This is a genomic window from Frigoribacterium sp. Leaf263 (genome assembly GCF_001422285.1).
GTDB lineage: Bacteria > Actinomycetota > Actinomycetes > Actinomycetales > Microbacteriaceae > Frigoribacterium.
The window spans coordinates 190517-209715 of sequence record NZ_LMMO01000003.1 but is presented as its reverse complement, the minus strand read 5'-3'; the positions used below and the strand labels follow the sequence as shown (position 1 = coordinate 209715).

Below are 19199 nucleotides of genomic sequence, written 5' to 3'. Positions count from 1 at the left end.
ACGGGCGCCTCCCGGGCCGATCAGACCCGGACGAGTCGGGCGACGGTCTCGACGTGGTGCGTGTTCGGGAACAGGTCGAACGCGCTCAGGGCGTCGACGTCGTACCCGTGGTCGCGGAAGAGCGCGATGTCGCGGGCCAGGGCCACCGGATCGCAGGCCACGTACACGATCTGCGCCGGGCCGAGACCGGCGATCTCGGTCACGACCTCGCGCCCCGCACCCGAGCGCGGCGGGTCGAGGACGATCGTCGAGGCGCTGTGACGACCTCGTTCGAGCGCACCGGCCTGCGCGGCCGTCTGACGGATCCACCGCTCGACGCGCCCGGTGACCGCCGACGCCCCGAGCCAGTCGGCCAGGTTCTCGGACGCGTGCTCGGTGGCGCGCTCGTCGCTCTCGACGCTCGTGATGCGCGTCCCGGGGCCGAAGGCGTCACCGACGGCCGCCGCGAGCAGACCGACGCCGCCGTAGAGGTCGAGGTTCGCGGCCTTCGGATCGAAGAGGTCGGGTCGGATCGCCTGCTGCACCGCGGTGGTGAGAGTCGAGGCGGCCTCGCGGTGCACCTGCCAGAAGCCGCGATCGTCGAGCCGGAACTCGCGGTCGCCGACGGTCTCGTAGATCGTCGTGCGGGACTGGTCGCCGATGATGAGTCGAGCGCCGCCGACGCTCGGGGCCAGGACGTCCACATGGGCCTCGCCCGGGAACGAGTCGCCGAGCGGGGCGGCCTCGACCAGCTCGGGGGTCGCGAGCGGCAGGTCGTCGACGCGGACGACCGTGTGCGATCGGGCCGCGTAGGGGCCGGTGCGACCGTCGGCGTCGACGTGCAGCCGCACGCGGGTGCGCCAGCCGGTGCCGCCGCGCTCGTCGTCGCCGGGCAGCGCGCGGACCTCGACGTCGGACCGCTCGGCGTCGAGCCCGCCCGTGCGGGTCAGGGCGTCCCGGAGCACCTGCCGCTTGAGCTCCCGCTGGTGCGACAGCTCGATGTGACCGAACTCCGCTCCTCCGGCGCGCTGGGCGGGGTCGACCTCGAGCGCCGCCGCCGACCAGACGTGCGGTCGGCGGTGCTCGCTCGGCGTCGTGACGGCCACGGTCTCGGCCCGCCAGAACGACTTCTTGCGGTCCTCGGTGATGCGCGCGACGACGCGCTCGCCCGGCAGCGTGTCGGACACGAACACGACGCGCCCGTCGAGCCGTGCGACCGAGATCCCCCCGTGTGCGATGCCCGTCACGTCCAGTTCGACCTCTCGGCCCAGCATGTCTCCCATGCGACGAGTCTGACAGGCTGGTCGGCATGACCGTACCCCTCTACCTGGCGAGCACCTCCCCGGCCCGGTTGTCGCTGCTGCGCGCTGCCGGCATCGAGCCCGTCCTCATCAGCCCGGGCGTCGACGAGGACGCCGCGGTCGCTATCGCCGAGACCGAGGCGGGGCGTGCGCTCACCGCCCCCGAGACCGTGGCGCTGCTGGCACGGGCGAAGGCCGAGGCCGTGCTCGACACCCGCCTCGACGGGGGCGCCCTCGACGGTCTGGTGCTCGGCGGCGACTCCGCCTTCGAGTTCGACGGCGAGGTGCACGGGAAGCCGCACGACCCCCTCATCGCGCTCGAGCGCTGGCGACGCATGGCCGAGATCGGCCACGGCATCCTCTGGTCGGGGCACTGGCTGATCGACCACCGGGGCGGCGCACCCCGCCGCGACGACGCGTTCCCCGAGGGAGGCGCGGGGCGGGTCGCGAGCGCCGAGCTCACATTCGCTGACGACCTCGACCCCGACGAGCTCGCCGCCTACGTGGCGACCGGCGAACCGCTCGAGGTCGCGGGGGCGTTCACCATCGACGGGCGCGCGGCGGCCTTCATCACCCGGATCGACGGGACGCCGAGCGCCGTCGTCGGGCTCTCGCTGCCCGAGCTGCGCTCGATGGTGCGGGGATTCGGGGTGCCCTGGCACCAACTCTGGACGTCGGCGGGCTGATCGGCCTTGTAGGACCCGTCACGCGCCTCCGGGGCCTTTTTGTGCACGTCATCCAAAGAAGGGTGAGGGTCGCCCAATATGCTGAGGGACTATGCCGCGTATCAGCAAGGTCCTCATCGCCAACCGTGGAGAGATCGCCGTCCGGGTGATCCGGGCCGCGCGTGACAGCGGCATCGGCTCCGTCGCTGTCTACGCCGATCAGGATCGCGATGCGCAGCACGCGCGACTCGCCGACGAGGCGTACGCCCTCGACGGGACGACCAGCGCCGAGACGTATCTCGTGATCGACAAGATCCTCGCCGTCGCACGTCGCTCCGGAGCGGACGCGGTCCACCCCGGGTACGGCTTCCTCGCCGAGAACGCCGACTTCGCCCGCGCCGTGCAGTCCGCCGGCCTGATCTGGATCGGCCCGTCGCCCGAGGCCATCGAGCAGCTCGGCGACAAGGTCTCCGCCCGGCACATCGCCGAGCGCGTCGGCGCCCCGCTCGCGCCGGGCACGCTGAACCCCGTGTCCGGGGCCGACGAGGTGCTCGAGTTCGTCGACCAGCACGGTCTCCCCGTCGCCATCAAGGCGGCCTTCGGCGGCGGCGGACGCGGCCTCAAGGTCGCCCGCACCCGCGACGAGGTCGCGGAGATGTTCGACTCGGCCACCCGCGAGGCCGTCGCGGCCTTCGGACGCGGCGAGTGCTTCGTCGAGAAGTACCTCGACCAGCCGCGGCACGTCGAGACGCAGTGCCTCGCCGACGAGCACGGCAACGTCGTCGTCGTCTCGACCCGCGACTGCTCGTTGCAGCGCCGCCACCAGAAGCTCGTCGAGGAGGCCCCGGCTCCGTTCCTGACCGACGAGCAGACGACGCAGCTGTACGAGTCGTCCAAGGCGATCCTCCGCGAGGTCGGCTACGTCGGCGCCGGCACGTGCGAGTTCCTGATCGGCAAGGACGGCACGGTCTCGTTCCTCGAGGTCAACACCCGGCTGCAGGTCGAGCACCCCGTGTCCGAGGAGATCACCGGCATCGACCTCGTCCGCGAGCAGTTCCGGCTCGCGGAGGGCGGCGTGCTCGACTACGACGACCCGATCGCCCGCGGGCACTCGTTCGAGTTCCGGGTCAACGGCGAGGACGCCGGCCGCGGGTTCATGCCCGCCCCGGGTCCCGTCCACGTGTTCACGGCCCCCAGCGGGCCCGGCGTCCGCGTCGACAGCGGGGTCCAGGCCGGCGACGAGATCAGCGGATCCTTCGACTCGCTGCTCGCCAAGCTGATCGTGACCGGCGCCACCCGCGACGAGGCCCTCGAGCGGTCGCGCCGCGCCCTCGCCGAGTTCGAGGTCGCCGGCCTCCCCACCGTGCTGCCCTTCCACCGCGTCATCGTGGACGACCCGGCGTTCGCACCCGCCGACGGCGCCCCCTTCTCGATCTACACCCGCTGGATCGAGACCGAGTTCGAGAACACCATCCCCGCCTGGAGCGGCGAGGCCGGCACCCCGCGCACGGACGACGAGCGCACCACCGTCGTCGTCGAGGTGGCCGGCAAGCGCATCGAGGTGTCGCTGCCCGCCGGTCTCGGCGCCCGCACCGCGCCTCCGGCGACCGCTCCGAAGCGACGGGGAGCGTCGCGTGCGGGCGTCGTCACCGCCACGGGCTCGTCGGTGACCTCGCCCATGCAGGCGACGGTCGTCAAGCTCGCCGTCACCGAGGGGCAGCAGGTCGTCAAGGGCGATCTCGTGCTCGTGCTCGAGGCCATGAAGATGGAGCAGCCCGTCACGGCCCACCGCGACGGCGTCGTCTCCGCCATCGACGCGACCGTCGGCCAGACGGTCTCGTCGGGTCACGTCCTGCTCAGCATCGACTGAGGGGTCGCGGAGCCGAGGAGGCGCGGGTCAGGCCGAGCGGCCGGGTCGCAGACTCTAGAGTGGTGGGCATGTCCGAGACACCCACGCACCCGCTCGACGACCGCTCCGCCGACCCCTTCGAGGTCGCCCGTACCGCTGCGGCGGAGATCGCGGAGAGGACCGGCGTCGACCGGCACGACATCGCCCTCACGCTCGGGAGCGGCTGGGCCAAGGCCGCCGACCTGATCGGCGAGACGGTCGCCGACATCCCCGCCACCGAGATCACCGGATTCAGCGCGTCGGCCGTCGTCGGCCACACCGGCTCGATCCGCAGCATCCTGCTCCCGTCGGGCAAGCACGCCCTGGTCATCGGCGCCCGCACGCACTACTACGAGGACCACGGCGTCCGACGCGTCGTCCACAGCGTCCGGACGGCCGCCGCGACCGGCGCCACGACGATGATCCTGACCAACGGCGCCGGGGGCATCCGCGAGACCTGGAAGCCGGGCACGCCCGTCCTGATCAGCGATCACATCAACCTCACCGCCGACTCGCCCCTCGAGGGCGCCACGTTCATCGATCTCACGGATCTCTACTCCGCCCGGCTGCGCGGGATCGCCCGCTCGATCGACCCCTCCCTCGACGAGGGCGTCTACACGCAGTTCCGCGGCCCCCACTACGAGACCCCGGCCGAGGTGCAGATGGCCAAGGCCATCGGCGGTCACATCGTCGGCATGTCGACGGCGCTCGAAGCCATCGCCGCTCGACAGGCGGGCATGGAGATCCTCGGGATGTCCCTCATCACCAACCTCGCGGCGGGCATCCAGACGACCCCGCTCAGCCACCAGGAGGTGCTCGAGGCCGGTCGCGAGGCCGAGCCCGTCATCAGCGACCTGCTCGCCCGCATCGTGGCCGCCCTGTGACCGCGGCGGAGCTCACGGGCGACGCGCTCCTCGAGGCGGCGACCGCGTGGCGCGACCAGGATCCCGACCCCGAGACGCGTGACGAGCTCGACTCGCTCATCGTGCGGGCGCGGGAGGGCGACGTCGACGCGACTGCTGATCTGGCCGACCGGTTCGACGGCAGGCTCGAGTTCGGAACGGCAGGTCTCCGCGGCGCCCTCGGAGCCGGGCCGCGTCGCATGAACCGCGTCCTCGTCGCCCAGGCGGCCGCGGGCTTCGCGGCGTTCCTGACAGGGCGCGAGACCGAGCCCTCCATCGTCATCGGCTACGACGGGCGCAAGAACTCCGACGTGTTCGCGCGCGACACCGCCGAGATCATGGCCGCGGCGGGGGTGCGGGCCACGATCCTGCCGCGGGCCCTGCCGACCCCCGTCCTGGCGTTCGCCGTCCGTCACCTCGACGTCAGCGCGGGCGTGATGGTCACGGCGAGTCACAACCCGCCCCAGGACAACGGCTACAAGGTCTACCTCGGCGGCGTCGACGCCGGATCGCAGATCGTCTCCCCCGTCGACGGGGAGATCGCGGATCGCATCGAGGAGGCCGCGAGGTCGTCCGCCGACGGCATCCCCCGCTCGACCGACTTCAGCGAGGCCGGCGACGATCTCGTCATGGAGTACGTCCGGCTGACCGCTGCCGTGGCCGGCACCGCACCGACGGGCCGTCAGCCGCGCGTCGTCTACACGGCCCTCCACGGCGTCGGCTGGGAGGTCGCCCGCCGCGTGTTCGCGACCGCGGGCTTCGCCGAGCCGATCCCCGTCAGCGAGCAGAGCGCACCCGACGCGGACTTCCCGACCGTGGCGTTCCCCAACCCGGAGGAGCCGGGCGCGATGGATCTCTCGTTCGCGACCGCCGACCGCGTCGGCGCCGACCTCATCATCGCCAACGATCCCGACGCCGACCGCCTCGCCGTCGCCATCCCGTCCGACGGCGGATGGCGCCGACTCAGCGGCAACGAGGTCGGCGCCGTCCTCGGCTGGCGCGCGGCCGAACGTGCTCGGGCCGCCGACCTCGACGGCACGCTCGCGGCGAGCATCGTCTCGTCTCCGGCGCTCCGCGAGATCGCTCGCGTCTACGGACTCGACTACGCCGACACCCTCACCGGCTTCAAGTGGGTCTCGCGGGTCGGCGGTCTCCTCTACGGCTACGAGGAGGCCCTCGGCTATCTCGTCGATCCCGACGTCGTCCGCGACAAGGACGGCATCTCGGCCGCGGTCGATCTGCTCGCCCTGGCGACGGAACTGCACACCGCCGGTTCGAGCCTCTCGGAGCACCTGGTGGCGTTCGACGAGCGGTTCGGCGCCTACGCCTCCGCGCAGGTCTCGATCCGCGTCGACGACCTCGCCACGATCGGCGCCCTGACCGCCCGTCTCCGTGCAGCTCCCCCGGCCGCCATCGGCTCGCATCGGGTCGACCGGATCGACGACTTCCGCGACGGCTTCGGCGGCTTCCCCGCCGGGGACATCCTGCGGTACTGGCTGACCGACGGCTCGCGGGTCATCGTCCGGCCGAGCGGGACGGAGCCGAAGCTCAAGGTCTACATCGACTCGTCGAGCGCCGAGGGCGACGCGGCAGCCCGCCGTGCGACGGCGGAGGCCTCGGTCGCGGACCTCGACGCCGGGATGCGCGAACTGCTGTCCTGAGCACCACACGGGCACGACCGGCAGGGGTTCCCGCGGTCGTGCCCGTGTCAGAGGCGCCGAGGGGCGCTCAGCCCAACGACTTCTGCAGCTTCTCGCTGAGCTCCTGCTGGTCGAAGTGGTTGACGATCACGATCACGTCCGCGAAGGTGCTGCCGATCGCGTCGACGAACTCGGCGGAGGTCAGGATGACCTGCGCGTCGTCGGCGACATCCCGGATCGAGCCGACGTCGGCGGCGACCACGTCGGCCTCGATGTCGAGTCGGGCCAGGACGCGCTCGGCGTTGACCTTGAGGATTCCGCTGCTGCCGATGCCGGCTCCGCAGATGGTGACGATCTTCATCAGTTCGCTTTCGTGTCGGTACCGGGTCTAGGCCGGGACGCCCATGAGACGCCGGATCTCGTCGGCCGTCGTGGCCGCCGCCAGCGCGGGGATGACGGACGCGTCGTTGAAGATGTTCGCCAGATCGGCGACGGACTCGAGATGGGCGCCGACCGTCGGCAGCGCCAGCCCCAGCACGACCGACACGGGATCGTTGTGCGGATGGCCGAAGGGGACGGGTTCGGCGAGGGTCACCACGGCGAGGCCGTCGCGCACCACGCTGTCGCCCGGGCGAGCGTGAGCCAGGGCGAGCCCCGGCGCGATGACCACGTAGGGGCCGTGCTCGTCGATCATGCGGACCATCTCGTCGCCGTAGCCCTCGAGCGCGGCACCCGAGGCCACGAGTGCGGCGCCGACCACGCCGACGGCGGCGCGCCAGTCGTCGACCGGCGACGCGATGACGATCGCGCTGTCCGGCAGCGCGGGGAGCGCCATGTCAGACCCCCTCGAAGCCGCGTGCGATGCGATCCGCGAGATCGTCGCGGTCCTCGAGGGGCAGGAACGACGCGGCGGCGGCGTTGAGCTGGAACGCCTGGAGGTCGGACAGCGAGTAGTCGAAGGCCTGCGTGAGCAGCGCCAGCTCGCGGCTGAGGCTGGTCGCGCTCATGAGGCGGTTGTCCGTGTTGACCGTGACCCGGTAGCCCAGCTGGTACAGCAGGTCGAAGGGGTGGTCGTCGAGGTCGGAGCCCCAGGCGGAGATCGCACCGGTCTGCAGGTTCGACTGCGGCGACAGCTCGAGCGCGATCTCGCGGTCACGGACCCACGAGGCGATCGGCCCGAGCTCGACGGTCGTCTGATCCCCGCGGTTGCGGACCACGCGGATGTCCTCGGCGATGCGCACACCGTGGCCGAGGCGGAGCGCCCGCCCGTCGAGGAGCGCGCCCCGGATGCTGTCGAGGCCGTCCGCCTCGCCGGCGTGCACCGTCACGGGGAAGAACTCGCGCGCCAGGAGGTCGAAGGCCGCGCGGTGTCCTCCTGCCGGGTGCCCCTCCTCGGGCCCGGCGAGGTCGAAGCCGATGACGCCCGTCTCACGGTGCCGCACCGCGAGGGTCGCGATCTCGAGGGACCGGTTCTCGTGTCGGAGCGCGGTGAGGATCTGCCCCACCGACAGCTCGTGCCCCTCGTCGGCGAGCTGGTCGACGGCGTCGTCGACGCCCGACTGCACGGCCGCGACGGCGTCGTCGAGGGAGAGGCCGCCACGCAGATGCTGCTCGGGGGCCCAGCGGACCTCGGCGTGCACCACGCCGTCGGCCGCGAGATCGAGGACGAACTCGCGAGCGACCCGCTCGAGGGCCTCCGCGGTCTGCATCACGCCGACGGTCACGTCGAACGTGGCGAGGTAGTCGGGGAGGTTGCCCGCCGAGGCCGACTCGACGAACCAGCGGTCGAGAGCGTCGGCCCCGCCCGAGACCGGCAGATCGAACCCGCTCTCGGCGGCGAGCTCGACGATCGTCTCCGGTCGGAGTCCCCCGTCGAGGTGATCGTGCAACGACACCTTCGGGAGGGAGGCGATCTTCGGCCCGCCGTCGGGCATGCGGTAGTCCTTGTCCGGTGCGCTCATGATGCTCAATCTACTCGTGGCGCGCCTCCCGGATCTGGACGACGGCTGCTACGCGATGCGCTCCGCGACGATCGAGCGGGAAGCCGGAGCCTCATCGCCGATCGTCCATCCGCCGGCGACCGCCTCGAGCGCCCGCTCGAAGCGTTCGGGCTCGTCGGTGTGCAGAGTGAAGAGCGGCTGACCCGCCACGACCGCGTCGCCCGGCTTGGCGTGCAGCTCGATGCCCGCTGCGGCCTGGACGGGATCCTGCTTGCGAGCGCGCCCGGCGCCGAGACGCCAGGCGGCGATCCCGAAGGGCAGTGCGTGCTGCTCCGTCACGTAACCCGAGCGGTCGGCGGTCACGACCTGCGTCTCGCGGGCCGTGGGCAGAGCCGCGTCGGGGTCGCCGCCCTGCGCGCGGATCATCCGGTTCCAGGCGTCCATCGCGCGGCCGTCGTCGAGGGCCGCCTCGACGTCCGCATCGGGCAGGCCCGCCGAGGCCAGCATCTCGCGGGCGAGCGCCACGGTCAGCTCGCGGATGTCCGCCGGGCCGCCCCCCGCGAGCGTCTCGACGGACTCGCGGACCTCGAGGGCGTTGCCGATCGTCAGTCCGAGCGGCACGTTCATGTCGGTCAGGAGCGCCGTCGTCGCCACGCCCGCGTCGGTTCCGAGGTCGACCATGGTGCGCGCCAGCAGGCGCGACTGCTCGATGTCCTGGATGAACGCGCCCGAGCCGAACTTCACGTCGAGCACGAGGGCCGCCGTGCCCTCGGCGATCTTCTTGCTCATGATCGACGACGCGATGAGGGGGATGCACTCGACCGTCCCCGTGATGTCGCGCAGGGCGTAGAGCTTGCCGTCGGCGGGAGCGAGTCCCGACCCGGCCGCGCAGACGACGGCGCCGCTGTCGGCCATGATCTCGCGCATCCTGTCGTTCGAGATCGACGCCTGCCAGCCGGGGATCGACTCCAGCTTGTCGAGCGTGCCGCCCGTGTGGCCGAGTCCGCGACCCGACAGCTGCGGCACGGCGACGCCGAACGAGGCGACCAGCGGAGCCAGGGGCAGGGTGATCTTGTCGCCCACTCCCCCGGTCGAGTGCTTGTCGACGGTGGTCTTGCCGAGACCGGAGAAGTCCATGGTCTCGCCGCTGCGGATCATGGCGAGGGTCATGTCGCGGATCTCGCGCCGCTCCATGCCGTTGAGGAAGATGGCCATCGTCATCGCGGCCATCTGCTCGTCACCGACGTAGCCACGCGTGTACGCGTCGATCAGCCAGTCGATCTGCGCGGTGCTCAGCTCACCCGAACCGCGCTTCACGCGGATCAGGTCGACGGTGTCGAACGGCTCGACGATGGTGGTCATGGTTCTCCTTCGGTGCTGGCGGCTCCGCCCAGGCGGATGGTCACGGACGCGAGTCGCGGAACTCGTCGAGCTGACGGGGGCCGAACGCGTCGGGGATGACCTCGTCGATGGTCTTGAAGCCCGAGACCGTGTCGAGGATCATCGAGGCGTCGGAGTGCTCGTAGAGCAGCTGACGGCATCGGCCGCACGGCATCAGCACGTCGCCGTTCCCGTCGACGCAGGCGAAGGCCGCGAGGCGCCCGCCGCCCGACATGATGAGGTCGCTCACGAGCGAGCACTCGGCGCACAGCGTGATGCCGTACGAGGCGTTCTCGACGTTGCAGCCCGACACGAGGCGCCCGTCGGTCGTGAGGGCCGCAGCCCCCACCGGGAACCTCGAGTACGGGACGTAGGCCTTGCTCATGGCCGCGCGAGCGGCCTCACGCAGAGCCGACCAGTCGGTCTCGTCGACGACGCTCACGACTTGATGTAGGGCTTGCCGGACGCGGCCGGGCCCCGGGACTGGCCGACGAGACCGGCGACGGCGAAGATCGTGACGATGTACGGGAGCATGAGCATGAACTCGCTGGGGACGGGCGAGCCGATGGCGCCGAGCACGTTCTGGAGGTTGCTGGCGAACCCGAACAGGAGCGCCGCCAGGGTCGCCCGGATCGGATCCCACCGGCCGAAGATGACCGCGGCGAGTGCGATGAAGCCGGCGCCGGCCGTCATCTCCTTCTGGAAGTTCCCCAGCGAGCCCAGCGTGAAGTACGCGCCGCCGAGACCGGCGATCGCGCCGGCGAGCGACACGTTCCAGAACCGCGTCGCGTTGACCTTGATGCCGACCGTGTCGGCGGCCTGCGGGTGCTCGCCGACCGAGCGGAGGCGCAGACCCCAGCGGGTGCGGAACAGCCCGTAGAACACGAGCGCGATGGCGATGTACATCAGGTACACGATGATCGTCTGGCGGAAGAACACGGGGCCGATGATGGGGATCTGGCTGAGGACCGGGATGTCCAGCTGCGGGAACCGCACACCGCGGCTCAGCGACTCCGAGCGCGCCAGCACCTGCGAGTACAGGAAGCTCGTCAGACCGGTCACCAGCACGTTGAGGACCACTCCGACGATGACCTGGTCGACGATGTACCGGATGCTGAAGACGGCCAGGACCATCGACACGAGCACGCCGGCGATCATCGCGCCCACCAGCCCGACGTAGGCGGAGCCGGTCGCCGAGGCCACCAGGGCCGAGACGAAGGCGCCGGCGAGCAGCTGCCCCTCGATGGCGACGTTGACGACGCCGACCCGCTCGCTGATGACGCCGCCGAGCGCGCCGAAGATCAGCGGCGTGCTGAGGGCCAGCGCACCGAGGAGCAGGCCGGGGACGGGGATCGTCGCGCCCGCGCTGGTCCAGGTGAGGAAGGCGACCAGGAAGAGCACGCCGAAGACCGAGACGAGCCAGATCGGCACCTTCTCGGCGCGGACGACGCGGACGACCGACGCCGCGGTCAGGAGTGCCAGGACGATCGACAGCACGAGACCGGTGCCGGCCGAGGGCAGCACCGCGTCGGGCAGGGCGAAGAAGTCCGTCGCCGTCGCGAGGCGGAACGTGCTCGACCCCTCGCGGCCGAAGGCCACGAACAGCACGAACGCGATCACGGTGAAGATGCCGAAGGCGATGGGGGCCTTGTAGCTGCGGGTGACCGCACGGGCCAGATCGGGCGACGCGGCGGCGGGGGCCGCGGTGTCGGGGCTGAGGGTGCTCACTTGGTGACCACCGCCTCCTTGGTCGAGGCCTTGCGCACCGGGCGGGCGCCCGGGGCCGGCAGACGGAAGATGCTGCGCACGAGCGGCGGGGCCGCCACGAACAGCACGATGAGGGACTGCACGACGAGGACGATGTCGATGGGCACGCCGTTGGCCGCCTGCATCGAGTAGCCGCCCGCCTTGAGGGCGCCGAAGAGGATGCCCGCGGCGAAGACGCCCCAGGGGCGCGATCGCCCGAGGAGGGCGACCGTGATCGCATCGAAGCCGATGCCGGCGTCGATGCCCGAGGTGAACCCGGAGGTCAGGGTCCCCAGCACCTGCGTGGACCCGGCGACACCGGCCAGCGCACCGGAGATCAGCATGGCGTAGAGGTAGATGTTCTTGACGTTCATGCCGGCCGTCCGCGCGGCGTGGGGGTTCTCACCCACCGCTCGGAACCGGAACCCGAGGGTCGAGCGGTTGATCAGCCACCAGACCGCGGCCGTGATGGCGATCACGAGGATGAAGCCCCAGTTGAGCCCGTAGCTCGGGCCGAACAGGTCGGGCAGGATCGCCGTCTCCAGCGTCGCGGGCGCCTTGGGGTTGTTGCTGCCGGGCGCCTGCAGGAGACCCTGCGTTCGCAGCATGAAGGCCAGCAGGTAGAAGGCGATGTAGTTGAGCATGATCGTGAGGATCACCTCGTGCGCACCGGTGCGGGCCTTGAGCAGACCCACGATGCCGCCCCACAGGGCCCCGGCCGCGATGCCCGCGGCGAGAGCCAGCGGCAGGTGCAGCGCCAAGGGGAGGTGGAACGAGAAGCCCACCCAGCCGGCCGCGGCGGAGGCCATGAGCATCTGCCCCCGCGCACCGATGTTGAAGAGTCCGACCCGGAAGGCGACGGCGACGCCGAGACCGGCGGCGATCAGGGGGACGGCGTAGTTCAGCGTCTCGGTCAGGGGGCGGATCCCCGCGGCGAACCCGTCGACCCGGAAGTTGTAGACGGCGCCCTGGAACAGCGACAGGTACGAGCCGCCGACGGACGACCCGAAGGCCTGCAGGAAGTCGCTCGGCCGCGAGAAGAAGTAGCCCATCGTGCTCTGGACGTCCTGATCGGTGAACCCGATCAGCAGACCCGACACGACGAGCGCCAGGACGACGGCGAGCACGGAGATCGCCGCGTTGCCGGTGGTGATCTCCCTCAGGAGGCGCGACCCGCGCGAGTCGCCGTCGTCGCCGGCGGGCGCCGTGGTCGGTGTGGTCGGGGGCGTCGGACCCGACGTCGTGGTGGTGGCGTCGCTCACGCTGCCTGCTCCGTTCCCTGCGGCATCTCGCCGGCCATCATGAGCCCCAGCACCTCGCGGGGCGTGCTCGCCGGCACGATGCCGACGATCGTTCCGCGGTACATGACCGCGATGCGGTCGGCCAGTGCGGCGACCTCGTCGAGCTCCGTGGAGACGACGATGACGGGCACGCCGCGATCCCGGGTCTCGACGATGCGCTTGTGGACGAACTCGATCGACCCGACGTCGATGCCCCGGGTCGGCTGGGCCGCGACGAAGAGCCGCAGGTCGCGACTGAGCTCGCGGGCCAGGACGACCTTCTGCTGGTTGCCGCCCGAGAGCCGCCCGGCGGGGGTGGTGATGCCCTGGGTGCGGATGTCGAACTCGCGGACCTTCTCGACCGCGAACGCCGCCAGCTGAGCGAGCTTGAGCGAACCGCGCTTGACGAACGGGCCGGACTGCGACCGGTCGAGCATGAGGTTCTCCGCGACGGTGAACTCGCCGACGAGGCCGTCCTGGTTGCGATCCTCGGGGACGAAGCCGACTCCGGCGTCGAGCACCTGGCGGACGCTCCGGCCCGTGATGTCGCGGCCGTCGAGAGACACGCGGCCCTCGACCCGGGGCTGGAGGCCGAGGATCGCCTCGGTCAGCTCGGTCTGGCCGTTGCCCTGGACACCGGCGATCGCGAGGATCTCGCCCCGGCGCACCTCGAACGAGACGTCGTCGACGACGACCTGGCCGATGGGGTCGACGACCCGCAGCCGCTCGACGACGAGCGCGGCCTCGCCCGGCACGGCCTCCGACTTCTGAACGGTCAGCTCGACGGCCCGGCCGACCATGAGCGAGGCGAGCTCGGCGTTCGAGGCGCTCGGCTCGGCCTCTCCGACGACCTTGCCGAGGCGGATGACGGTGATGCGGGTCGCGACCTCTCGCACCTCGCGGAGCTTGTGGGTGATGAAGACGATGGCGGTGCCCGCGTCGCGCAGCTGACGCATGATCACCATGAGCTCGTCGGTCTCCTGAGGCGTGAGCACCGCCGTCGGCTCGTCGAAGACGAGCACCTTCGCGTCGCGCGACAGCGCCTTGATGATCTCGACCCGCTGCTGCACGCCGACGGGCAGCTCCTCGACGAGAGCGTCGGGGTCGACGTCGAACCCGAAGCGGCTGCTGATCTCGCGCACCTTCGCGCGGGCGGCGTTCAGATCGAGCAGACCGCCGGCCCGGGTCTGCTCGTGTCCGAGCATGACGTTCTCGGCGACGGTGAACACGGGGACGAGCATGAAGTGCTGGTGGACCATGCCGATGCCGGCCGCCATCGCGTCGCCGGGGCCCGCGAACCCCTGGACGACGTCGTCGAGGAGGATCTCGCCCTCGTCGGCCTGGTAGAGGCCGTAGAGGACGTTCATCAGCGTGGACTTGCCGGCGCCGTTCTCACCGAGGAGGCAGTGGATCTCCCCCGGCTCGACGGTCAGGCTGATGTGGTCGTTGGCGGTGAGTGCGCCGAATCGCTTCGTGATGCCCCGGAGTTCGAGCTTCATCTCAGGTGTCCACCTCGGGTCGGGTGATGGGAAGGGGTCCGGGGCGCGTCGGGTCGGCGTGCGTCCGGGGGCGTTGCGAGGGCCGGGAGCGACGGGGTGACCGTCGCTCCCGGCCCTGGGTCAGTCGATGCTAATCGATGACGGGAGGTGCGTCGTTACTCGGTGAGTGCCGAAGGCGACTCGACCGTGATGGAGCCGTCGATGATGCCGGCCTCGATCTCGTCGAGCTCGCCCTGGAGTCCGGCGTCGACCTGGTCCTCGTAGTCGTGGAACGGGGCGATGCCGACGCCCTCGTTCTCGAGGGTCCCGACGTAGGGCTCGTTGGTGAACTCGCCGTCGGCCGCCTGGCTCACGACGTCGTCCGTCGCCTGCTTGATGCCCTTCAGCACCGAGGTGAGGAACAGGTCGCTGTTGGCGCTGTCGGTCTCGTAGGTGTCGCTGTCGGCGCCGATCAGCACGATCTCGTCGCCCGAGTCGCGGATCGCCTCGGCGGCGCTCTGGTAGATCGGTCCGCCGACGGGGAGGATCACGTCTGCGCCCTGCTCGATGAGCGTCTGCGCGCTCTGCTTGGCGACCGTGCCGGCCTCGAAGCCGCCGGTGAAGGTGCCGGTCTGGCTCGCGACGTCCCAGCCGACCGTCTTGACGTCGGCGTCCTTCTGCTCGTTGTAGTACTCGACGCCGTCCGCGAAGCCGTCCATGAAGATGGTGACGGTCGGGAACTGCATGCCGCCGAAGGTGCCGACGGTGCCGGTCTTCGAGAAGCTCGCCGCCGCGTAGCCCGCGAGGAACGCCGCCTCGGACGTGTTGAACGTGATCGGGCGGACGTTGTCGGCGTCGTTGGCCGCGTCGTCGATGGTGGCGTAGTCGATGTCGGGGTTCGCCGCGGCCGCGGTGCCGGTCGCGTCGGACAGCGCGAAGCCGACCGTCACGATCAGGTTGCAGCCCTCGGAGGCGAGGTTCGTCAGGTTGGCGTCGTAGACGGTCTCATCGGCCGACTCGACGGTCTTCGGAGTGGCGCCGATGGCCTCGGCGGCCTCGGTCAGACCCTCGAAGCCGAGCTGGTTGAACGATTTGTCGTCGAACCCGCCGGCGTCGGAGACCATGCACGGGACGAAGTCGCTCGAGGCGGCGCCGGACGAACCGCCGTCGGCCTCCTCGGGAGCCGAGGCACAGCCGGCCAGGATCGCCGCGGTGCCGAACAGGGCGATACCGCTGAGCACGGCCTTGCGCGCAGTTGTAGTCAAGTTGTCCTCCAAGATGCAGCCCGACAGCTGAGCCGGGCACGTATGGCTGTCAGGTTACTCATTGCGACGGGCGCTCATGACCGTCCCGGCGTGATGATGCCGTGACGTTACACAAGCGGGACCGACGTGTAACGGGGACGAAACGAAACGCTCCGACGAGAGCTAGAGGACGTCGCTGCGACCGCTGAGCTTCAGGGCGTCCACCACCGATTTCACGCGCTGGGCATTGGCCGTCGTCGTCACGAGGAGGGCGTCCGGGGTGTCGACGACGATGATGTCGTTGACGCCGATCAGCGAGATGAGCCGGTCGCTGCCGGCGACGACGATGCCGCTCGAGGCGTCCGCGAGCACCCGGGCGTTCTCGCCCAGGATCGCGAGGTCGCTCTTGCGTCCGCCCGAGTGGAGCTTGGCGATGGAGGCGAAGTCCCCGACGTCGTCCCAGTCGAAGTCGCCGGGGATGACCGCGAGGCGACCCGCGGCGGCGGCGGGCTCGGCCACCGTGTAGTCGATGGCGATCTTCTCGAGAGCGGGCCACACGAGATCGACCACGGCACCCCGGCGGGGGGTGTCCCATGCCTCGGCCAGCTCCTCGATGCCGGCGAGCAGCTCGGGGCTCGTCTGCCCCAGCTGCTCCAGGAGGCGGTCGGCACGGGCGATGAACATCCCCCCGTTCCAGAGGTAGTCGCCTCCCGCGACGTAGGCCTCGGCGGTCTCGAGGTCGGGCTTCTCGACGAAGGACTCGACCATGCGGGCCGAGGGCGCGCCCTCGACCGTCAGCTCGCCGCCGACGTGGATGTAGCCGAAGCCGATCGCGGGCTCGGTGGGGGTGATGCCGATGGTGGCGATGTAGCCCTCGTCGGCGACGACGATCGCCTCCCGGACGGCTCGCGAGAAGCCGCGGCTGTCGGCGATGACGTGGTCGGCGGCGAACGATCCGATGATGACGTCGGGCTCGCGCCGACGGAGGATCGCGGCGGCGAGGCCGATGGCGGCGGTGCTGTCCTTCGGCTCGCTCTCGAGGACGACGTTGTGGTCCTCGAGGGCGGGGAGCTGACCCTCGACGGCCGCACGGTGGGCCCGACCGGTGACGACCATGATGCGCTGCTCGCCGTTGAGGGGCGCGAGGCGGTCCCAGGTCGCGCGCAGCAGGGTCGAGCCGCTGCCCGTGAGGTCGTGCAGGAACTTCGGAGCGTCGGCGCGGCTGAGGGGCCACAGCCGCGACCCGATCCCCCCGGCCGGGATGATGCTGTAGAACCGGTCGAGGCTGTCCTGGGTCGTCATGCCCCCCACCATACTGAGCGCCGGGCGTCGGTCGGCGCTCCCCTCGGCCGTCGACCCCGCGGGTCACCCCGGCGCTCACCCGGCCGTTCATGCGGACGCCACCCGTCGGCCACGACGTCGAGGCGGGGACGACACCCGGCGGCGTCAGCCTGGGCTCACCGCGAGCCGAGGAGCACCGTTTGAGAGTCGTCGTCGTGACCGAGAGCTTCCTCCCCACCGTCAACGGGGTGACGACGAGCGTCCTCCGGGTGCTCGACCACCTCGCGGCCCGGGGGCACGAGGCACTGGTCATCGCGCCCGCCGGGCGCGGCCACGACTCGTACGCCGGGTTCCCGGTGCACCGGGTTCCCTCGGTCGCCTACCGCCAGTTCCCCGTGGGGCTGCCCAACCCCTCGGTCGCGGGCGCCATCGCCGCCTTCGCCCCCGACGTGGTGCACGCGGCGTCGCCGTTCCTGCTCGGTGCCCAGGCGATCTCGGCCGCGGCGCGACTCGGCGTCCCGAGCGTCGCCGTCTTCCAGACCGACGTGGCCCGGTACGCGGCGACGTCCGGACTCGGAGCGACCACCGCCTCCCTGGCCTGGCGCCTCGTCCGTCGGATCCACCAGCAGGCGACGCTGACGCTCGTGCCCTCGACGGCGTCGCGCCGGGATCTCGAGGCCGTGGGCGTGGACCGGCTGGCGACGTGGGGGCGCGGCGTCGACTCGGTCCGCTACCACCCCAACCACCGCCACTCCCCCGCGACGGCGGCGTTCCGCGCCACGCTGGCGGACCCCGACGAGGTCGTCGTCGGGTACGTCGGTCGTCTCGCCGCGGAGAAGGAGCTCGACCGCCTCGCCGCCCTGCGGGGCGTCGAGGGCATGCGACTGGCGATCATCGGCGGCGGCCCGAGTCTGCCCGGGCTCCGTCGGCGACTGCGGCACCTGGACCCGGTCTTCACGGGGCCGCTGCACGGCTCGGACCTGGCGACGGCCTATGCGTCGCTCGACGTCTTCGTGCACACGGGGACGACCGAGACCTTCGGTCAGACCATCCAGGAGGCGCACGCCAGCGGGGTGCCGGTGGTCGCCCCGGCGGCCGGCGGGCCTCTCGATCTCGTGCGCCACGGCGTCGACGGCTATCTCGTCGACCCCCGTCACGACCACTCGCTCCGTCGAGCCGTGCGCCGACTCGTGGAGGCGCCGGAGCTCCGCGCCCGTCTCGGCGAGGCAGGACGACGGGCCGTCGTCGGGCGGACGTGGGAGCGCCTCGGCGACGATCTGCTCGAGCACTACGCCGACGCCCGTCGCTCGATGGCCGCCGCGCTGCCGGTCGGGCCGCGGTCCGCCGAGGCCCCGCGCGCCCACGGTCTTTCGACATCGAACTAATTGGACCGGCCGTGTCCGCCGGGCGAGCGGCCTCGAACATAGACTGAGGACGTTCTGAGAACACATACGGCGGACACGGCTGTCCTCTTCCGACGACAGCCGGACCGCCCCAGTCCGCAAGGAGGGCAGCTCATGGCCGAGCAGTCGACGGGAACCCTGGCCTCACCGTCAGGGCGACAGGGGGCACCCGAGATCGGGGAGCCCCGCGGGAAGAACCGCCTGGTCGGCACCCTCTACCGCGGACGCGAGGGCATGTGGTCGTGGGTCCTGCACCGCATCACCGGCGTCAGCATCTACTTCTTCCTGCTCGTGCACATCCTCGACACGGCTCTCGTGCGGATCAGCCCCGAGGCGTACAACGCCGTGATCGGCACGTACAAGAACCCCGTCATGGGACTCGGCGAGACCGCGCTCGTCGCGGCGATCCTGTTCCACGCCCTCAACGGCCTGCGCATCATCCTCATCGACTTCTGGGGCCCCGGCACGAGGCACCAGCGCCTCCTCTTCTGGATCGTGATCGGCGTGGCCGCGGTGCTCTTCGCCGGCTTCGCCCCCCGCCACCTCATGAACGTCTTCTCGGAGTAGCACGATGACCACCGACACCATCGAGGCCCCCCGGTCGGCCCGCCCCGCCTCCCGCAGCTCGAACCTCGAGAAATGGGGCTGGATCTACATGCGGGCGAGCGGCGTCGTCCTCGTCGTCCTGATCTTCGGGCACCTCTTCATCAACCTGCTCGCCGCCGAGGGCGGGATCAAGGCCATCGACTTCGCCTTCGTGGCGGGCAAGTGGGCCTCGCCGTTCTGGCAGGTCTACGACACGCTCCTCCTCTGGCTCGCGCTCATCCACGGATCGAACGGGATGCGGACGATCGTGAACGACTACGTCTCGAAGCCCCTGGTCCGCCGGGTCCTCCTCGGCGCGCTGCTCGTGTCGTCGGTCGTGCTGCTGACCCTCGGCACCCTCGTGATCTACACGTTCGATCCGTGCCCGGCCGGCGCCCCCGCCGATCTGCTGCCCTCGATCTGCTCGTAGGCGCCCGGCCCGATCCGCGCCTCCTCGACCACACTCCCCTGCACCACACACCGACGG

Annotated in this window: 18 protein-coding genes; 7 read left to right on the top strand and 11 right to left on the bottom strand. The window is 71.2% G+C overall.

Going from position 1 to position 19199, the window contains the following annotated elements; translation table 11 throughout:
• Nucleotides 1-20: 20 nt before the first annotated feature.
• Nucleotides 21-1262, bottom strand: a complete 1242-nt coding sequence (locus ASF17_RS05030) for a class I SAM-dependent RNA methyltransferase (RefSeq protein ID WP_055796053.1) — start codon at nucleotides 1260-1262, stop codon at nucleotides 21-23.
• Nucleotides 1263-1288: 26 nt separating this feature from the next.
• On the opposite strand from ASF17_RS05030, the gene ASF17_RS05025 reads away from it, so the two are divergent.
• The 4 genes from ASF17_RS05025 to ASF17_RS05010 all read left to right on the top strand — a co-directional run bounded on the left by ASF17_RS05025 (nucleotide 1289) and on the right by ASF17_RS05010 (nucleotide 6396).
• Nucleotides 1289-1966 carry a Maf family protein gene (locus ASF17_RS05025; protein ID WP_055796048.1) on the top strand — a complete coding sequence of 226 codons (678 nt, stop codon included), beginning with the start codon at nucleotides 1289-1291 and terminating at the stop codon, nucleotides 1964-1966.
• Between the two features lie 91 nt (nucleotides 1967-2057).
• The gene (locus tag ASF17_RS05020; RefSeq protein WP_055796045.1) at nucleotides 2058-3815 is read left to right on the top strand and encodes an acetyl/propionyl/methylcrotonyl-CoA carboxylase subunit alpha; all 1758 of its coding nucleotides are present in this window, start codon (nucleotides 2058-2060) and stop codon (nucleotides 3813-3815) included.
• Between the two features lie 68 nt (nucleotides 3816-3883).
• Nucleotides 3884-4717 (top strand): purine-nucleoside phosphorylase, encoded by an 834-nt coding sequence (locus ASF17_RS05015; protein ID WP_055796042.1) that lies wholly within the window; start codon nucleotides 3884-3886, stop codon nucleotides 4715-4717.
• Entirely contained in the window at nucleotides 4714-6396 is a 1683-nt protein-coding gene (locus tag ASF17_RS05010; protein ID WP_055796037.1) for a phospho-sugar mutase, read from the top strand. The genes ASF17_RS05015 and ASF17_RS05010 overlap by 4 nt, the downstream gene beginning before the upstream one ends.
• A gap of 67 nt (nucleotides 6397-6463) precedes the next feature.
• On the opposite strand, the gene ASF17_RS05005 is transcribed toward ASF17_RS05010, so the two are convergent.
• The 10 genes from ASF17_RS05005 to ASF17_RS04960 form a co-directional block, all read right to left on the bottom strand.
• Complete coding sequence (locus ASF17_RS05005; RefSeq protein ID WP_055796035.1) at nucleotides 6464-6736, bottom strand: PTS sugar transporter subunit IIB; 273 nt, start codon at nucleotides 6734-6736, stop codon at nucleotides 6464-6466.
• A 27-nt stretch (nucleotides 6737-6763) separates the two neighbouring features.
• Nucleotides 6764-7210 (bottom strand): PTS sugar transporter subunit IIA, encoded by a 447-nt coding sequence (locus ASF17_RS05000; RefSeq protein ID WP_055796032.1) that lies wholly within the window; start codon nucleotides 7208-7210, stop codon nucleotides 6764-6766.
• Between the two features lies 1 nt (nucleotide 7211).
• Entirely contained in the window at nucleotides 7212-8336 is a 1125-nt protein-coding gene (locus ASF17_RS04995) for an adenosine deaminase (RefSeq protein WP_055796029.1), read from the bottom strand.
• A 48-nt stretch (nucleotides 8337-8384) separates the two neighbouring features.
• Nucleotides 8385-9677, bottom strand: coding sequence for a thymidine phosphorylase (locus ASF17_RS04990; protein ID WP_055796024.1), 1293 nt, complete (start codon nucleotides 9675-9677; stop codon nucleotides 8385-8387).
• Nucleotides 9678-9717: 40 nt separating this feature from the next.
• On the bottom strand, nucleotides 9718-10137 hold the full coding sequence (locus ASF17_RS15500; protein ID WP_055796021.1) for a cytidine deaminase: 420 nt from the start codon (nucleotides 10135-10137) through the stop codon (nucleotides 9718-9720).
• Nucleotides 10134-11423 carry an ABC transporter permease gene (locus ASF17_RS04980; protein ID WP_055796018.1) on the bottom strand — a complete coding sequence of 430 codons (1290 nt, stop codon included), beginning with the start codon at nucleotides 11421-11423 and terminating at the stop codon, nucleotides 10134-10136. Before ASF17_RS04980 ends, ASF17_RS15500 begins: the two co-directional genes overlap by 4 nt.
• Complete coding sequence (locus ASF17_RS04975; RefSeq protein WP_055796014.1) at nucleotides 11420-12703, bottom strand: ABC transporter permease; 1284 nt, start codon at nucleotides 12701-12703, stop codon at nucleotides 11420-11422. The genes ASF17_RS04980 and ASF17_RS04975 overlap by 4 nt, the downstream gene beginning before the upstream one ends.
• A complete protein-coding gene (locus tag ASF17_RS04970; protein WP_055796012.1) occupies nucleotides 12700-14220 on the bottom strand; it encodes an ABC transporter ATP-binding protein in 1521 nt (506 codons plus the stop codon). Before ASF17_RS04970 ends, ASF17_RS04975 begins: the two co-directional genes overlap by 4 nt.
• Before the next feature lie 155 nt (nucleotides 14221-14375).
• Nucleotides 14376-15464 carry a BMP family lipoprotein gene (locus ASF17_RS04965; protein ID WP_055796009.1) on the bottom strand — a complete coding sequence of 363 codons (1089 nt, stop codon included), beginning with the start codon at nucleotides 15462-15464 and terminating at the stop codon, nucleotides 14376-14378.
• A 162-nt stretch (nucleotides 15465-15626) separates the two neighbouring features.
• Nucleotides 15627-16745, bottom strand: a complete 1119-nt coding sequence (locus tag ASF17_RS04960) for a mannose-1-phosphate guanylyltransferase (protein WP_055796006.1) — start codon at nucleotides 16743-16745, stop codon at nucleotides 15627-15629.
• Between the two features lie 179 nt (nucleotides 16746-16924).
• On the opposite strand from ASF17_RS04960, the gene ASF17_RS04955 reads away from it, so the two are divergent.
• From ASF17_RS04955 to sdhD, 3 genes are all read left to right on the top strand, one after another.
• Nucleotides 16925-18109 carry a glycosyltransferase family 4 protein gene (locus ASF17_RS04955; protein WP_055798236.1) on the top strand — a complete coding sequence of 395 codons (1185 nt, stop codon included), beginning with the start codon at nucleotides 16925-16927 and terminating at the stop codon, nucleotides 18107-18109.
• A 132-nt stretch (nucleotides 18110-18241) separates the two neighbouring features.
• On the top strand, nucleotides 18242-18694 hold the full coding sequence (gene sdhC, locus ASF17_RS04950; protein WP_082475083.1) for a succinate dehydrogenase, cytochrome b556 subunit: 453 nt from the start codon (nucleotides 18242-18244) through the stop codon (nucleotides 18692-18694).
• Nucleotides 18695-18698: 4 nt separating this feature from the next.
• On the top strand, nucleotides 18699-19142 hold the full coding sequence (gene sdhD, locus ASF17_RS04945; RefSeq protein WP_055796004.1) for a succinate dehydrogenase, hydrophobic membrane anchor protein: 444 nt from the start codon (nucleotides 18699-18701) through the stop codon (nucleotides 19140-19142).
• Nucleotides 19143-19199: the final 57 nt, after the last annotated feature.

Excerpts from the sequence above, each read along its gene's own strand:
- ASF17_RS05030 (WP_055796053.1), bottom strand. The coding sequence starts at position 1,262 with ATGGGAGACATGCTGGGCCGAGAGGTCGAACTGGACGTGACGGGCATC.
- ASF17_RS05025 (WP_055796048.1), top strand. The coding sequence starts at position 1,289 with ATGACCGTACCCCTCTACCTGGCGAGCACCTCCCCGGCCCGGTTGTCG.
- ASF17_RS05020 (WP_055796045.1), top strand. The coding sequence starts at position 2,058 with ATGCCGCGTATCAGCAAGGTCCTCATCGCCAACCGTGGAGAGATCGCC.
- ASF17_RS05015 (WP_055796042.1), top strand. The coding sequence starts at position 3,884 with ATGTCCGAGACACCCACGCACCCGCTCGACGACCGCTCCGCCGACCCC.
- ASF17_RS05005 (WP_055796035.1), bottom strand. The coding sequence starts at position 6,736 with ATGAAGATCGTCACCATCTGCGGAGCCGGCATCGGCAGCAGCGGAATC.
- ASF17_RS05000 (WP_055796032.1), bottom strand. The coding sequence starts at position 7,210 with ATGGCGCTCCCCGCGCTGCCGGACAGCGCGATCGTCATCGCGTCGCCG.
- ASF17_RS04995 (WP_055796029.1), bottom strand. The coding sequence starts at position 8,336 with ATGAGCGCACCGGACAAGGACTACCGCATGCCCGACGGCGGGCCGAAG.
- ASF17_RS04990 (WP_055796024.1), bottom strand. The coding sequence starts at position 9,677 with ATGACCACCATCGTCGAGCCGTTCGACACCGTCGACCTGATCCGCGTG.
- ASF17_RS04970 (WP_055796012.1), bottom strand. The coding sequence starts at position 14,220 with ATGAAGCTCGAACTCCGGGGCATCACGAAGCGATTCGGCGCACTCACC.
- ASF17_RS04960 (WP_055796006.1), bottom strand. The coding sequence starts at position 16,745 with ATGACGACCCAGGACAGCCTCGACCGGTTCTACAGCATCATCCCGGCC.
- sdhC (WP_082475083.1), top strand. The coding sequence starts at position 18,242 with ATGGCCGAGCAGTCGACGGGAACCCTGGCCTCACCGTCAGGGCGACAG.
- sdhD (WP_055796004.1), top strand. The coding sequence starts at position 18,699 with ATGACCACCGACACCATCGAGGCCCCCCGGTCGGCCCGCCCCGCCTCC.